Origin of the sequence: Paenarthrobacter sp. FR1 (assembly GCF_051106045.1) — a bacterium.
In the GTDB taxonomy this organism is placed as follows: domain Bacteria; phylum Actinomycetota; class Actinomycetes; order Actinomycetales; family Micrococcaceae; genus Arthrobacter; species Arthrobacter nitroguajacolicus_A.
Window position 1 is genome coordinate 100774 of record NZ_JBPFSF010000011.1, and the last position, 15514, is coordinate 116287.

Genomic DNA, 15514 nt, shown 5'->3' on the forward strand with positions numbered 1-15514 from the left:
AAAGATGAACCTCACCCAAAAACCCGACCGTCCCGTCCGACTTGCCGTGCGCGGCCTGTCCAAAACCTACGGAACCGGCGCCCAAGCGAACCGGGTCCTTGTAGACATCAATCTCGATGTACACGAAGGAGAATTCGTCTGCCTCGTGGGTCCCTCCGGAGCAGGCAAGACAACTCTGCTCAGGTGCCTGACCAGCCTCATGCCCCCTACCTCGGGCACCGTCGCCCTTGATGACAAAGTGCTCAACGGACCCAGCGAACAAATCTCCATCGTCTTCCAGGAATACACCCGATCCCTCCTCCCCTGGATGACAGTGGAGGCCAACATCATCCTGCCCCTTCAAGCACGAGGAATCCCTAAAAAGGAAGCCACTACCCGAGTTGAGCCACTGCTACACAGCGTCGGACTGCCCGGCACAGCCCGAAAATACCCGTGGCAACTCTCCGGAGGCATGCAGCAGCGCGTCGCCATAGCCCGCGCCCTCATCACCGAACCCGAGGTGCTGGTCATGGACGAACCCTTCGCTTCCATAGACGCCCAAACCCGGCTCGAACTCGAAGACCTCACCAGAAACCTTCAGCAAGAACGCAGCATGACAGTCGTGCTCGTCACCCACGACATCGACGAAGCCGTCTACCTCTCCGACCGGATCGTAGTGCTCTCCAAAAATCCCGCCACCGTCCAGGAAATAGTGGAAGTCGGCCTCGGAGACACACGCGACCAGATCACCACGCGGGAAGAACACCGCTTCGCCGAACTGCGTTCCCACATCCTCGGCCAAATCCGGGCAGCCCAAAGTCGCGGACCCGTCCCCGCCTGACCTGGCAAAGTTCCTCCCCCTTCTAACGAAAGGCAACACCATGCCCTCCCCTTCCACAGGTTTCTGGTTCACAGACGCCAGCATCCCCACCGCCGAAATCGTGGCAAAGCTCGGATTTGACTTCGTAGTCCTCGACGTCGAACACGGCATGTTCGACCTAGCCGTACTTGAAAGGTTCATCCCCGTCCTCAAGGGCATGGGCATGGACGTCTACGCCAAAGTCCTCGGACCTGCACGCGAACCAATCCAGCAAACCCTCGACTTCGGATGCGACGGCGTCATCATCCCCCACATCGAAAACGCCGAACACGCCGCAGCCATAACGTCCTTCGCAAAGTTTCCTCCGCTGGGAAGACGAAGCCTGGCCGGCGGCAGGACGACGGGCTGGAACCCGCTCACTGATGAGTGGATTGCCGCACAAGATGCCACCACCCGCTGTTTCCCTCTTATCGAGGAAGGTGCAGCTGTCGATGAAATCGAGCAAATCGCAGCGCTTTCCACCGTGGACGGGATCCAGATAGGACCCACCGATCTCTCGACAAGCCGCGGACGCGGCGCATACCGACGAACGCCTGCTGACCTCGACGACTTCGAAAAGTGCATAGAGGCCTTCGAGGAAGCCGGCAAACCTTGGATTTTCCCCGCCTGGACGCCCTTCGAACAGGAATGGGCACTCTCAAAGCAGTCACCAATGATCCTCCTTGGCATGCAGTACTACACCATGCTCGGAGCCCTCACCCAAGCCAAGGAAAGCTTCGACCTCATCGAAGCCGGGCAACGACTGGAAGCCACCACTTAGACAACAAGAGGTAGCCACAAGCACAAACCCGGGGCGGCCACGGGTAGCGTCGCCGCCCTGGACAGCCGGTGAAGGCGCCCGGGCCACCTTCACATGTGGCAATGCGGAAAACTGACTGAAGGGGATAAACTCTCTGATGCTCCCAGAGGGATCGTGCTACCGCTGGTACGACAAGGAACGATCACAGAATCCCGCCACGTACCAATCACATCTACAAATCTCTTCAACGAGGTGGCAACTTCAGAACAGACCATAGACTCCGCCGATCCCTTTTGATGCATACGAAGGACCGAGGTCGCCGGTTGGCGGCGGCGACCTGCCGTGAACTGCTCGTTGGGATAGGCAGCGTGACAAGGGTCCTTCGACCGCCACGAACGACCTGCTGTCCGGCAGCCCGCACAGGTTGACGCTAACGTGTGCTTCGTGGATTACGCAGTCCAACCGTGCGGACAACGTCCCCGCCCGTCCACCCCGCGCGTCGTGCGGCCAAGATCGTACCGGCAGTGGTTACCACGGGGACGACCAGGAACGCCAGGAAGGCTTGGACTCCGGCTCCACTGACGAACAGTGCGACGATCCCTATCCACCAAGACAGCAGGGCCGTGAATCCACAAAGGACGACGACCACGGCGTATGTTCCAGCCGGGGCACTGCGGTGCTTTCTCGCCGGAAGGCTCTTCACGTGTCTGGCCCGCGGGCGGCCACCGCGACGCATGGCCAGCAGCGTTACAGTTGTGGCGAGCACGGGGATAGCCAGGTACAGAGCGCCACCGGCGCTGTCGATACTCCCGGCTATCCCAATCCACCAGCACAAGGCAGCCGTGAAGCCAAGGAGGATCCTAGGCGTTGTCCTCGTCGCCAGACCCGATGGAAACAGTGGTTCAAGATTGCCGCTCACGGTCGCTCCCTACAAGAGCCTGCCTTTCACTCCCATCAGAGCACGGAAAGACAGCGTTTGGCGAGAGTCCGCCATACCTTGGAGCGACGATTCGGTACGGTCCGGACACATCCCGCCATGGGCTATCGCCTAAGAACTGGCGGAGGTCATGAATTTGGCAACTAGCCGGGACTCCCTAACTTTGGTTGCTTTCCCGACCATGCCTGCTGCGCTCGGGTGCGTGTCCTCGCTGCGGGATGCACTCAGTTACACAGCAGGCCCGCCTCGGGGTGAGCGCGAAGTAAATTAACGCGGCGTGGTCATGCACGTTGCGACCCTTGGGTTCCTCAGCCAGCTGGCTGGGCGGCTCCCCACGCATTTCGCTATTGAGAGCGTATGGGACAAACTCGCATCGCGGCTGATGGCACGAATCAGATGGACGTGAGCGCCGGAACCCTAGCGGCGTCGAGCGCTCGAACGATGAAAGGATTTCGCCATGCTATAGCGCAGGCTCTGGAATGGCTATCCAATCATGCAAAATCTTTGGCACTAACCCGGTGCCATGAATACGCCCACTTGTGTGGTGCCATCGCTGAGGTAAACCGGGATTTCCCGTTGGGGTTTAGGCAGGTTCTTGGCTGCTTCCTCTGGGTTTGGCGGATCAGTTCCCTTCATCTGGTCCGAGTAGGCGTAGCCCGTTGCTCCGTTTGTAGCTAACAGTCTGGGGTGTGGCGACCTACGTGAGGAGATCGGAATGCCAGCAGAAGGGGCAGTCCAAGGAGAACTCTCCGCCGGTACACCCTGTCCAGGTTCGCCAATCGCCTGTCTCCCTTTTCAGGGTGGGATGCGTCTGGCAGGACGGGTGCACTTGAGTGGTCAGCGGGGCTGTTAGCTTTTTCATCGCTGTGTTCCTGGTCGTTGGTGATTTGGACGTATCCGTCGTCCTTCGGAGTCCGGCTTTGGGCCGGGGTGTTGGCGCTGTGGCCGCTGGCCGACACTTCCTATCAGTGCCTGTGCCGTGAACTTCTCGTCGTTGACCACTGTCTCGTGTGGTCAGTGCTCATGACACAGAATTTAGTGGTTGGCATCGGGGTCCCTGACCAGAATCTCTCGCCCTATGGGAATTATGTTTCCAAACGGCGGGAAATGAACTTCGGCTACCGGCCCGGTGGGCGCGGAAGACCCTCCAGCTTTAGGCGAAGACCCCCGGCTCTTGGACGGGGATTCCACCGGCGGCGGTGGCAGTGCTTTTGACACTTCGCCCTCGGATTTTGGTGGCGTCGTTGAGGCCGATCAGCAGACTGCCGCACGCGTGGTGGCGAGTGTTCCCACTCGGTGAAAATCAGATTCCCAAAAATCGGGAACATCATGGTGGAGTCTGTGATTCCAGCCACTAAATTTTGTGTCATGAGTGCAGAACCACACGACTCCGTGATACAGGAAGGGGGATCAAGGCGCCTGCTGGAGATCCTGCTCGAGTTCGCCCAGCACCGTACCCTGACCGCCGCCCAAATCAGTAAAGTCACAGGCTTTCCAACGAGCGCCGTTTACCGGCATCTGACCTTGCTGGTGCAGTCAGGTCTGGTGACGCAGACCAAGCGCCGCGGGCAATACAGTGCCGGCCTTGAAACATTGCGGCTCGCGGCGAACTACCGTCAGGAAACCATGGTCAAGGGCCTTATCTCTCAAAAACTCCAGGAACTCTCCGAGGAAACCCAGGAGTTGGCGGCGTATCTGGTGGTCCGAGGCTCGGAGGCACTTTGTGTGGACGCCGTCGAAGGCCCGCACATGCTCCGCTGCAGTTATTCGCCTGGCCGCTCACTTCCGCTGCTCAAGGGTGCCAGCGCCCTGGCGCTGCTGGCCCATCTGGACAGCGAGGAGCAGAGCAGGATCATCGATGGCTTCCAGCTCAGCGAAAAGGAAATAGTGGATCTGCACCACGATCTGATGATCGTCCAAGGCAGGGGTTTTGGGCTCAGCCACGGAGCTGTTGACGCTGGTGTGTGGGGTGTCAGCTTTCCTGTCTTTGGTGACCTCGGGCGACTGCAGGGAGTCGTCAGCACGATGGCCCCCGCGGACCGGGCAATCCGCCGCGAAAAACAACTCATAGCAAGCACCCGGGCCGCCGCGCACGCGCTCGGCCGTAGATAAGGTTCACGATGTCCAACACAACCCATAGGCCTTTGTGGTTCGGCCGTCACGACGGTCCCGGTGATCAGCACCGCCGCTGGCACCACGTAGTTAACACCGTCCATGACGGGAACACAGGAATCGCCATCCTGGGCTTTCGTAGCGATGAAGGAGTCCGCCGCAACCAAGGCCGCATCGGGGCCGTCGATGGCCCCGCCAGCATACGTTCGGCTCTGGCCTCCATGGCAGCCCCCGCGGGGCTCGTGGTCCACGACTTCGGCGACACCGACGTCGAAAACGCAAACCTTGAGGCAGGGCAACAGCAATTGGGATCCGCTGTCCGAGAAGCACTGGACGAAGGCCACCTGCCTGTCGTCCTGGGAGGTGGACACGAAACCGCTTTTGGCACCTACACCGGGCTCCGAGCCAGCACGGTAACCGATGGTCAGCGGATCGGCATCATCAATCTGGACGCCCACTTCGACCTCCGCACGGATCCCGTGCCCTCTTCAGGGACTCCGTTCCGACAGGTCGCCCGGGCCGAGACCGAATTGGGCCACGATTTCAACTACGCCGTGATCGGCATCAGTCAGCCCGGCAACACCGAGGCGCTGTTCCTGACCGCCCGTGAACTGGGCGTCAGCTACCTCTTTGACGAGGAGTGTTCCGAGTCCAGGCTCCAGCAGGTCCAAAAGTTCGTACAAGACTTCACTGACTCCGTGGACATCGTGTATCTCACGATCGATCTCGATGTCCTCCCTGCCTACGTCGCACCCGGCGTCAGCGCACCGGCTTCCTGCGGGGTGCCCCTTTCCTGCGTGTTGGAGGTATGTCGCCAGCTGGCGCGCACCGCCAAACTCGCTGCCGTCGATGTAGTCGAACTCAACCCCCTGTTCGACATCGACGCCCGTACCGCCCGTGTGGCAGCACGTCTGATCCACACCATCGCAACCGAACGGACCAGGCTGCGGCATGCCCAGTCATAAGCCGTCCCTCCCCAGAAAACGAGTACACACATGAAAAGCCTCCTCCCCCGTTTCCGGTGGGCTGCCACGACAGCTGCCCTCGTGGCCGGCCTGCTCGGCTTGTCCGCGACGGCCGCGCACGCCCAGTCCGCTCCCCCTCCGTCCCCGCCGGTCCCGTCCGCAGGCAAGATGGCCGACCTCCGCTCCGGGACAGCCACACTCAAGGTGGGCACCGACGCCTCCTTCCCGCCCTTTGAATTCACGGACGCCAACGGCACCCAGATCGGCTTCGACATCGACGTCGTGCGGCAGCTTGCCGCCAAGGCCGGGATCAAGAACGTCGAGTTCATTCAAATGCCGTTCGGCAACATCGTTCCGGCCCTGCAAGCCAACCAGATCGACGTCGGTGCTTCGGCGATCTACATCAGCGCCGAACGCGCCAAGGTCGTGGACTTCTCTGACATCTACTACCCCGGTGGTCTGGCCGTGTTCGTCGGAGAGTCCAACGACTCCGTGAAATCCCTGGCCGACCTCGCAGGCAAGAAGATCGCCGTGCAGGTGGGCACTAAATCAGTCGAGTGGCTCCGCCAGAACCAGCCCCAGGCCGAACTGGTGCAAGTCCAGACCAACGACCAGATGTTCTCCTCCGTCACGCTCGGACAAGCCGACGCAGTCGTGACCGGACAGCCCGGCGGACGCTACTTCATCCACGAACACGGCGGCCTGAAACAGGTCGGTGATCGCCTCACGAACGAAAATTACGGATTCGCATTCCAAAAGAACGATTCCGACATCCGGGAGGCCTTCAACACCGCGTTGAAGGACATGCAGGCCTCGGGCGAGTTCGAAAAGACATCCACGCAATGGTTCGGGGACGAATCCACCACGGCAAGCGGACCGACCACAGAACGCAGCCTCCTCAATATTGCCTCCATCACCAACTCCATGGGACCACTGATGCAGGGCCTACTGATCACCCTGCAGATCATCGCCCTGTCTCTGTGTCTCAGCCTGGCCTTCGGCATGCTGGGCGGCTTCGCCCGTCTCTCCAACCTCCGGCCCATCCGGTGGATCGGGAACGTGTACGTATCCGTCGTCCGCGGCACCCCGTTCATCGTCCAGCTGTTCTTCATCTACTTCGCCATGCCGCAATTAGGAGTACAACTCACACCCATGGTCGCCGGCATCCTGGCCCTGGGCCTCTACAGCGGATCCTACGTCACCGAAATTGTCCGCGGCGCCATCCAATCCGTAGACAAAGGCCAAATGGAAGCAGCACGTTCCTGCGGCATGAGCCCTGCCTCGGCCCTCCGCTACGTCATCATCCCGCAAGCATTTCTTCGGATGCTCCCACCCCTCGGCAACGAGTTCGTGTCCCTGACCAAGAACTCCGCGCTCGTCTCCTTCGTCACCATCGGCGAGCTGTTCCTCGTAGGCCAAACCATCATTTCCCGCACCTTCGACGCCCTGACCGTCTACCTGTTCATCGGCCTCGTTTACTACATCCTCACCAACATCATCGGCCTGGCCGCAAACACCATCGAAAAGAAAATGGCGGTTTACATCTAATGGCACTCCTGGAAACCACCGCAATCACCAAGTCCTACGGCGACCACGAAGTCCTCAAAGGCATCGACTTCGCGATCGAACCCGGAGAAGTCGTCGCAGTCATCGGCCCCAGCGGCGGAGGCAAGTCCACCTTCCTGCGCTGCCTCAACCTGCTGGAAACACCCAGCTCCGGGCACGTGGTCTTCGACGGCGAAGACCTCCTCGCACCAAAAGTCGATCTGGACCGGCTCCGCTCCCGTATGGGCATGGTATTCCAGCAATTCAATCTCTTTCCCAACATGACGGCCCTCAAGAACGTCATGCTCCCGCAAATGGACGTGCTGAAACTCAGCAAGCAGGAAGCCGAAACACGCGCCTTGAAGCTGCTTGAAAAAGTGGGCATGACCAGCCGCGCACAGATCTACCCGAACCGACTCTCCGGCGGACAAAAACAACGCGTTGCCATTGCCCGCGCAGTTGCCATGAATCCGAAAGTCATGCTGTTCGACGAACCCACCAGCGCACTGGACCCGGAAGTCGTCAGCGACGTCCTGGACGTCATGGCCGGCCTCGCCTCCGATGGGATGACGATGGTTGTCGTCACCCACGAAATGGGCTTCGCACGCAAAGTCGCAGATCGGGTGGTGTTCATCGACGGCGGCAAAATCGTAGCCGACCTGCCACCGGACGTATTCTTCTCCGACGCCAATACCAGCCCCCGTATCCAGGCCTTTCTGGACAAAGTTCTCTAACCCAATCAACAGCACACCGTCCACAACGAAGAGGTGCGACAGGCCAAGAATGGGCGACAACAGTCGTCTATGCGACGAGGGCCTGGGCTTGTCCATGATGCTGACACGTATCGAGCCCTGGCCCTCAAGCTTCCCATCCGATCGAGGTCAGTGAATCATGATGGTCGTCGTCGGCTGTGGGCCCACCGTCGCATCCGTCCGCTTGGTGAATCCGACGTTGAACGAGGGGGCCCGTATAGCCGTCCCAAGCAGAGGTCCCCGAACCCTCCAACAACAGCTTTGTGGGTACAGAAAATACACCTCCACCCAGGCCGAGTAGCGGCCCAGCAGCTCCATCACTCGGGCCGAAATGTCCCCGTACAACTCGTAGTTGCTCGACAACGCCACCAGACCCCATTCCTTGGCCCGGGGCCGGAGCTTGAACCACGGGTCCCCCATGGCGATGCCCAGGCGCTTCGCTTCGGGAGAACGGGTGACCGCGCAACCGTCGTTGTTGGAGAGCACAATGACCGGCTTCCCTTCTAGGGAAGGGTTGAACGCGCGCTCGGCCGAGGCGTAAAAACAATTCACGTCCACGTGCGCGATTTCCTGCATCCGGCGCATTACCGCGGTCTTAGACACCGGAGCCACCGAGAATCGTGCATCTGATGCAATAGCGTCGCTTACACATGGTGCAGGCACCTCGTGGCCACACCCCAGATCGTCAGGTCCGCCAAGGCCGGAACCTCGATATCGGGGAAACGCGGATTGTCGGCTTGAAGGATCACGCCCGTGGCCGTGATCCGCAGCCGCTTGATCGTCAGCTCCCCGTCAAGGACCGCGACGACCACGGAACCGTCCTTTGGTTCCCGGGCCCGGTTCACCACCAGTTCGTCGCCGTCGCTGATGCCAGCCTGCTCCATGGACTGCCCGGTGACCCGGACGATGAAGGTGCTGGTGACGTCTTTGACCAGGTGTTCGTTGAGGTCGATCCGACCGTCGAAGTAGTCCTGGGCGGGCGAGGGATAGCCGGCAGCCACCGCAACGGGGGCCAGCAACGCCGTCACCAGAGAGAGTCCCGCATCTATCACACGGGGGCCAACTATCACGCCCACAACACACCTTTTATTCGAATATATGTTCGGATTAACTGTACTCTAGGGGGTTCGACGAAATAGCCGCCGGGGGCGGCGTGGACGGCTTGCACGGCCAATGGGGACAGGGCGGTTTCTAACCAACGTCGCAACAGGTGTTATTTGAACCTAACAGTCCAGACGGTGGTTCGAAGGCCAGTTCGAATTCAGGGAAGCTAATCTTCGAAATGCAGGGGCGTCCTGGGCCGGCCGCCGAAGCTGCCCAGGATGCCCTCGGCGATGGTGCGGACCTTTTCATTCCTGTGGCTGGACGCTTCTGTCAGAAGCTTGAAGGCTTCTTCAGGGGTGCAGCGGTTCTGCGCCATGATCACCCCGCAGGCAAGGTCGATAGTGGTCCTGGATGCCATGGCGGCTTTGAGGTCCGCGTTCAGTAGTTCCACAGCCTCGATTCGGATGGCCAGCCGCAGCGTGCTGCCAGCAACGTCCGCGAAGCCAGCGGCGACCTCAACAACGTCCTGGCTGAATAGTCCGGGGACCGGGGCGAAAAAGTTCAGCACGGCCTCTGATGTCTCTCCCAAATCCATGGGCACGCCGAGTGCGCTGCGGCACCCCTGAGCGAGGAGCGCGGAGCTGTACCTTGGCCATGATGTATCCGTTGCAACGTCATCCAGAAGCACCGGATGCCCCACCTCCAGTGCCTCCAGGCATGGCCCCTGCCCCAGGGCCTGTTCTACCTTGTCCAGCAGCACGGCTTTGTCACTGCTTCCGGCGATGGTCTCGGTTCGCTTGCGCCGGCGCAACGTCAGCGCACAATTAATGTCTGTTCCGGCCGCTTGCCCCACGGCGTTCGAAGCGAAAACCGTCACACCCTGCAGTATCCCGCTGATGTCCGCTGTGCTCGTCACCAGCTCGTGCAGGCCAAGGATGTGCTCGGCTTGTACTAGAGGTTCCATACATTGATTTTAGGAACCCGCGGGGCCTTTCGCATTAGCTTTTTACGCGACGTTGTCGAGGAAAAAAGGTGTAGTAAGTAAACTGATCAGTGAGCCGCTTACGTCCGTCAACAATACTGGGGATACGGCCATGGAAGACCCACGGCAGACAGCCCGTCAGCTCATAGCCCACCATGAAATCACGCTTGAGCGCCTATGGCTTAGGTACTGGGCGGAAGGCGGAGACGCGTCGGTGTCCGAATTCGAGGCTTACCTCTATGGGGCACTGCGCCTGCCCCCATTCGATCTCCGGGTCCTCACGTGGGCAATGGAAGATCCCGGCACAAGCCGAGCCCGCTGACGACTGCTCCCGCCTGGTCTTAGCCCTGTTGATGCGTGCTGCCACGCAGGAGATCCTCCAGTTGGGCATCGCAGGCGTCATAGAAGGGGGCGATATGAATCTGAGATCGAGCCGGTATGAGCTGCAGGAACGGCAGAACAACTTCCTGCTGATCGAAGAGAGAAGGAGTTGCTCCCCACGGCCCCTCAACCGACGGTCTGCTCTGAAGCATGCCCTATTTTCTCATCACCCCACACGCCATGGAAGGGATCCGGACGACATTCCCTCTCTCGATTCGCTGCTTCCGGGCGTCATGAGGACACCCACCGCGCGGCAAAGCCGTCTTAGCACCGTTGGTTCCGTGGCTGTTCAGTCGCAGCACTAACATGACGACCGAAACATGCCGTCGCCGTTCCCCAATCGAGGACAGCCCGTGGCCTGCTGTTGATCTCATCGGCGACGAGGAAAACCTCTCCCGCTTCTAACAGGCCCAGGTCGGCTCCTTTCAGGAAGTACTGGCGCAGCAGTCCGTTCGCGTTCTCGTTCGAGGCCCGCTGCCATGGACTCGCGGGATCACAGAAATATACAAGTATGCCCAACGCTGCAGTGACTTCTGCATGCTTTGCCATCTCCGAGCCCCGGTCCCAAGTCAACGTCCTACGCATGTTGGCCGGTAACACCCCGAGAGCTTCGATGAGCTGGTCCCGCATATTCTCTGAACGATTTCCCGACCGGAGCGGAAACGCAATCAGGAAGCGCGACGTCCGCTCTACCAGCGTGACAATGGCAGATCGATTCGCCCTGCCCATGATGAGATCACCCTCCCAATGGCCGGGCTCCTCTCTATTGGCAACATGGTTTGGGCGATCACCTATCTTCAACGCATCTGCGATGTACTGACGTGGCTTAACTTTGGTCCGCGCCCTTGGCCGTCGGCTGAGCTTCCCAGAACGCAACAGACGAGCAGGACCGGCCGGAACAGGACGGATACTTAACTGGTAGAGGGCCCGATAAATCGTTTCGTGGACCAAGTGCCTGCGCCCTTCGCCCGGGAACCGGGACCTCAGCGCGTTGCAGACCTGCTGGGGGCTCCATCGCTTCGATAAGCACTCCACAATGTAACCCCGCAGCTCATCGTCGGCAGCCAGTTTGGTAAGACGCGGTCTCGGACGTCTCCTTTCAGCCAACTTCTGCGCGCGAAACGGATGATATCTGCGGGAATCCGGTCGATTTCGAGCCAGCTCCCTACTGATAGTTGATGCTGACCGACCGAGTTCACGGGCTATAGAACGCAGGCTTGCCCGAACGAGCAACCGGTCCGCGATAAAGATGCGTTCATCTTCTGACAAGTAGCGGCTTGATACAGCTGTCGTAGGGACGGACTTACGGGGTCGCGGATCCAAGCCTTGCTGAACCAACTCCTCCACCCCGTTGCGCCCGTTCAGCCAGCGTTGGCCCGTGTTGATGTGGATCCCCAGAATCTTGCATGCTGCCCGGTTGGAGTGCCCTTCTTTCATGAGCTGAACATACAAGGGCCGCTTCTCAACCAAGCCAGGAGGCCCCATTCTCCGCGATCGGCGCGTCGAACTCCGCATGAAACAACACCACTTTCAGTAGGTGTTGCGACGTTGGTTAGAAACCGCCCAGCTCTGAGCTGTGCGGAGGGCTCCACCTGCCCCCAGTGGCACAACCCGTCCACCGCGACGGGAAGGGTTATAGGGTTTCTGAGGTGCGGTGGCAGTTCGACGTCGGCGGGGTCGAGCTCGGGTCTGGTGCGGAGCAGTTTGATTGGGTGGCGGTAGGACTTGCCTGTCCATGCGACGTCGGACGCGATCTCCACCACTAACGGTTCGACCAGCGTCAGCCGTACTGTCCCTTTGTCCTTGCTGAACCTGTTCAGCGAGGTTTCGGTGATCTCTTCGGGCCACGGGTGCCCGGGCTGCGCCGGTCGTAGCTGGCGGCCCAGCTCACGCCCTATCCGGGTTGAGAGCACCGTCGAGCGGCCGACGATCCGCAGCTGCCCATCGACATGCCTACCGTACCAACCCAGCCTGACAAGCCTCAGGGAACAAGCATGCTCGCAGAGCTCGCACCCCTTGGGGCGCCCATTCCGCTTCGCTCCATGGCCGGCTGTTGGGTCCAGGGCGCGCCGTCGCAGAGCTCCGGAGACCCTGGCCCTTTTGTGTCTACGACGTTTTTTGGCTGCTGTCCTTCGGATTGTACGTGTCCGCTCCACCCCGTCTAGCCCCTCCTACGTCGGGGCCTGCGGTGCAGGAAATGTCCCTCCGGCGCTCCTGCGTCGCTTATTTCCTCCGGGAATTCCCTGCCCCTTGCCCTGCGGGTAGACAGGCCTCCGTCGGCCACAGCTCCGCAAGCTTCGCCAGCAGCCAAAAAACAACGGGGGGAGAGGGGGCGCTGGCCGGTCACCATTGGTCGCCCCACCCACCCAACTTCTCGGACAAGAAGGACAAACACCACATGGATGCAATCACCACCACGACGGTGACCACCGAGGACACCGGCGAAACCATCGACGGCGTCACCGTGCTGGGCGACTACCACATGAATGACGGCTACGACTGGGTGGGGCTCATCTCAGAGCACGGCTGGGCCGTGATCCCCGCGTGGGGTTCCGAGGGCTGGGACTTGGGCCAGTGGCCCTACGTCATGGTCGCCGGGATCCGCACAGCGGATGAAATCGGCAACCTGTTCGGCATGGCCACCTACTGCGAGGGCGACGTGAAAACGACGTTCTACCGGACCAAGGCCCGGTACTGGGACGCGATCAGTGAACAGGCGTTCTTCCACTGGAAGAACGGACAAGCCCACGGCCCGGAAGACCTGCCCGAAGCCGCCGCAGAGCTTCCCAGCCGCTACCGGATCCCGCCCACGTTCCAACCGGCAGCGGCCGCCTAACACCCCTCAACTCCTTGCCGGGCGGAACCCCCACCGCCCGGCAAGGCCCCAATCCCAAAGCAAAGGACCTAGAACAATGGCCGAAAACCGCACCATCGCCAACAGCCCCGCCCAAGCCGTGGTCTTCCTCGAAACCCTCGCCGCGATCGTGGAGAAGTCCCCCGTGGCCTACAGCACCGACTCCGCCGCAGACCTCGCCGCGCACATCCGCGGCATGGCCGAAGCCGTCAACACCGAGGCCCGCGTGAACCCCGCCGAACTGGACACCACCCGGCAATACGCGGCACTGGACTGGCACAACGAAGCCGTAGCCGTCCTATTCGCCTCAGAACACCGCCCCACCTTCCTCTAACAGGCGCTGGTGGGCCGTTCGCCTCATGTGGGCGGGCGGTCCGCCGCAGGTAGTCGCCTGGGTGGGTGGTTGCCGGCGACGGACCGCCGTTCCCGCGACGGTCCGGGACCACGCACCTGGTGCGTGCGGCGAACCGGTTCCGGTTCTTCCCTGGAGAGGTTCGGCGGGTGCAGGGAAAGCATGCTCGCAGGGCTCGCACCCTTTTAGGCGTCCACTCCGCAAGCTCCGTGGCCGGCTGTTGGGTGCTGCCGGTCCGTCGCAGAGCTCCTGCCCGTCATCACCTGCTTGTCTACGACGTTTTCTGGTTGCTGTCCTCCGGATTGTAGGCGTCCACTCCACCCCGTCTAGCCCCTCCAAAAGCAGTCGGGGCCTGCGGTGCAGGAATTTCCCTGCGGCGCTCCTTCGTCGCTTATTTCCTTCCGGGAATTTCCTGCCCCTTGCCCTGCGGGTAGACAGGGCTCCGCTGGCCGCCAAGCAAGCAAGCTTGCCAGCAACCAAAAAACAACGGGGGGAGAGGGGGGAGCTGGCCGGTCACCATTGGTCGCCCCACCCACCCAACTTCTCGGACAAGAAGGACAAACACCATGCTGAACCACCTGATAGCGCTGTACGTCCCGGCACGGCTGAGCGAAAGCGTCACCGTCCACAGCCTCGACGCGCGGCACGCGAGCCTTCAGATCATCGTCGGCGGCGGACTGGAATGCATCGCCCGAGGTGACTGGCAGGTCTACCTGAACGCGGAAACGCAAACCACCGGAGCCTCAAACGTCCGCGCGGTGCAGCTGCTCCACGAGACCGGCCTTGACCTGCCGGTCACGGGAAACGCCGTGTTCCTGGGCAGGGCGGGACTGAACCACGACACCGACGTCCCGGACTACCTGATCCGCCGGGCAGGCACTGTTCGATACGCGTCTGATCCAGCCAGCGGCCTAGCCGCCCCGGGTGGCCGGGAACCAGACGTTCGCGGCCACCACCCACCACCCAACTTCTCGGACAAGAAGGACAGAACATCATGATGGAAAAGCTCACTCTGACCGGACCCGCTGACCTGCTGGCCTACATCCCGCACCTGCTCGGAGGCACCCCGACGGACGCCTTCGTCGTGCTCACCGCTACGGCAGGAGCCCTTGGCGCCACGTTGCGCGTGGATGCACCCATGGATGCGGCCCCGCTGGGCTTCGCCCAAACGGTGACCAGCCTCGCGGCACAGGACGATTCCGCCACGGCCTGTTACCTCGTCGTCTACACCGACGAAACCAGCACTGATGACCGGTTCCCTTACGCCGCGCACGTCGCCGCCCTGGGGAACGAACTGGCCACCGCACGGATGCCCGTCCGCAAGGTTTATGTGGTCACCAGCACCTACTGGGCCGCTTACGGCACCACCGAGCGGAACCCGTTGGAACAGATCACCGACAGCAACGCCAACGCCACCCTGACTTTCATGGGAAGCGCCGGGACCGTGGACGTCTACAACCCGTCATTGCTGGGCAAATGGGTTGAGCCGGTACAGGTGCCCGTGCTCACGGAGGAAGCCGTCGGGCAGGCGCAACAGGAATGGGACGCTGCGTTGCAGACACCCGGCACGCCGGAGAAGGAGACCGCCCGGAAGCTGGCGGCTTGGTTCCAGGTCCCGCACCTGCGAGACATGCTTATGGCCGAGACCATTACTACGAAGAACGGCAGCATGCTTGACCTGCTGCGGGGCAAGTTCGACGGCCGCCCGGACTGGAAGCGCGTGGACCGCGCCGAAGTCCTCGCTTTCGAACTGATGAAGGTTGTTCCCGAAGGCCAGCGCGCGCCGATGCTGACCCTGATGGGCTGGCTGCAGTGGCTCAAGGGTTCCGGAACGCACGCAGAGCGCTACCTGAAACTGGCGGTCGAGGACGTACCTCACTACCGGCTGGCAGTTCTTCTGCGCGAAGAGCTCGTAGCTGTCGTGCACATCGCAGAGGTGGCCAAGAACCCGGAGACCGCCTACACACGTCCCATCAGCTAGCGTGACGGCCG

General features: G+C 61.3%; 15 protein-coding genes and 1 pseudogene. 11 read left to right on the plus strand and 5 right to left on the minus strand.

The window, feature by feature from the left end; all coding sequences use genetic code 11:
* Positions 1-4 precede the first annotated feature (4 nt).
* Complete coding sequence (locus ACR30Z_RS19175; protein WP_434374211.1) at positions 5-820, plus strand: ABC transporter ATP-binding protein; 816 nt, start codon at positions 5-7, stop codon at positions 818-820.
* 40 nt (positions 821-860) lie between these two features.
* The gene (locus ACR30Z_RS19180; protein ID WP_434374213.1) at positions 861-1619 is read left to right on the plus strand and encodes an HpcH/HpaI aldolase family protein; all 759 of its coding nucleotides are present in this window, start codon (positions 861-863) and stop codon (positions 1617-1619) included.
* 409 nt (positions 1620-2028) lie between these two features.
* Here the strand turns inward: ACR30Z_RS19180 and ACR30Z_RS19185 are convergent, their stop codons facing one another.
* Positions 2029-2364, minus strand: a complete 336-nt coding sequence (locus ACR30Z_RS19185) for a hypothetical protein (RefSeq protein WP_434374215.1) — start codon at positions 2362-2364, stop codon at positions 2029-2031.
* A 1539-nt stretch (positions 2365-3903) separates the two neighbouring features.
* Between ACR30Z_RS19185 and ACR30Z_RS19190 the strand changes: the two genes are divergently transcribed.
* The 4 genes from ACR30Z_RS19190 to ACR30Z_RS19205 are packed head-to-tail and all read left to right on the plus strand — an operon-like array spanning position 3904 to position 7891.
* Positions 3904-4647 carry an IclR family transcriptional regulator gene (locus ACR30Z_RS19190; RefSeq protein WP_434374217.1) on the plus strand — a complete coding sequence of 248 codons (744 nt, stop codon included), beginning with the start codon at positions 3904-3906 and terminating at the stop codon, positions 4645-4647.
* An 8-nt stretch (positions 4648-4655) separates the two neighbouring features.
* Positions 4656-5612, plus strand: coding sequence for a formimidoylglutamase (gene hutG, locus ACR30Z_RS19195; RefSeq protein WP_434374219.1), 957 nt, complete (start codon positions 4656-4658; stop codon positions 5610-5612).
* A 30-nt stretch (positions 5613-5642) separates the two neighbouring features.
* A complete protein-coding gene (locus ACR30Z_RS19200) occupies positions 5643-7160 on the plus strand; it encodes an ABC transporter substrate-binding protein/permease (protein ID WP_434374221.1) in 1518 nt (505 codons plus the stop codon).
* A complete protein-coding gene (locus ACR30Z_RS19205) occupies positions 7160-7891 on the plus strand; it encodes an amino acid ABC transporter ATP-binding protein (RefSeq protein WP_434374222.1) in 732 nt (243 codons plus the stop codon). Before ACR30Z_RS19200 ends, ACR30Z_RS19205 begins: the two co-directional genes overlap by 1 nt.
* A 294-nt stretch (positions 7892-8185) precedes the next feature.
* Here ACR30Z_RS19205 and ACR30Z_RS19210 read toward each other — a convergent pair.
* The 3 genes and pseudogenes from ACR30Z_RS19210 to ACR30Z_RS19220 all read right to left on the minus strand — a co-directional run.
* Positions 8186-8494, minus strand: a pseudogene (locus tag ACR30Z_RS19210) (DNA polymerase V subunit UmuC); the annotation flags it as partial.
* 59 nt (positions 8495-8553) lie between these two features.
* The gene (locus ACR30Z_RS19215; RefSeq protein ID WP_434374224.1) at positions 8554-8985 is read right to left on the minus strand and encodes a LexA family protein; all 432 of its coding nucleotides are present in this window, start codon (positions 8983-8985) and stop codon (positions 8554-8556) included.
* A gap of 194 nt (positions 8986-9179) precedes the next feature.
* Positions 9180-9917, minus strand: a complete 738-nt coding sequence (locus ACR30Z_RS19220) for a GAF and ANTAR domain-containing protein (protein WP_434374226.1) — start codon at positions 9915-9917, stop codon at positions 9180-9182.
* 130 nt (positions 9918-10047) lie between these two features.
* Between ACR30Z_RS19220 and ACR30Z_RS19225 the strand changes: the two genes are divergently transcribed.
* Positions 10048-10257 (plus strand): hypothetical protein, encoded by a 210-nt coding sequence (locus ACR30Z_RS19225; RefSeq protein WP_434374228.1) that lies wholly within the window; start codon positions 10048-10050, stop codon positions 10255-10257.
* Between the two features lie 323 nt (positions 10258-10580).
* Here the strand turns inward: ACR30Z_RS19225 and ACR30Z_RS19230 are convergent, their stop codons facing one another.
* Positions 10581-11831: an IS30 family transposase gene (locus ACR30Z_RS19230; protein WP_434374230.1), complete on the minus strand. Its 1251-nt coding sequence runs from the start codon at positions 11829-11831 to the stop codon at positions 10581-10583.
* Between the two features lie 883 nt (positions 11832-12714).
* Here ACR30Z_RS19230 and ACR30Z_RS19235 point away from each other — a divergent pair.
* The 4 genes from ACR30Z_RS19235 to ACR30Z_RS19250 all read left to right on the plus strand — a co-directional run bounded on the left by ACR30Z_RS19235 (position 12715) and on the right by ACR30Z_RS19250 (position 15503).
* Positions 12715-13152 (plus strand): hypothetical protein, encoded by a 438-nt coding sequence (locus tag ACR30Z_RS19235; protein WP_434374232.1) that lies wholly within the window; start codon positions 12715-12717, stop codon positions 13150-13152.
* 76 nt (positions 13153-13228) lie between these two features.
* Positions 13229-13504 (plus strand): hypothetical protein, encoded by a 276-nt coding sequence (locus ACR30Z_RS19240; RefSeq protein WP_434374233.1) that lies wholly within the window; start codon positions 13229-13231, stop codon positions 13502-13504.
* 584 nt (positions 13505-14088) lie between these two features.
* Positions 14089-14520 (plus strand): hypothetical protein, encoded by a 432-nt coding sequence (locus tag ACR30Z_RS19245; RefSeq protein ID WP_434374234.1) that lies wholly within the window; start codon positions 14089-14091, stop codon positions 14518-14520.
* A complete protein-coding gene (locus ACR30Z_RS19250; protein ID WP_434374235.1) occupies positions 14517-15503 on the plus strand; it encodes a DUF4192 family protein in 987 nt (328 codons plus the stop codon). The genes ACR30Z_RS19245 and ACR30Z_RS19250 overlap by 4 nt, the downstream gene beginning before the upstream one ends.
* The last annotated feature ends 11 nt before the right edge of the window (positions 15504-15514 follow it).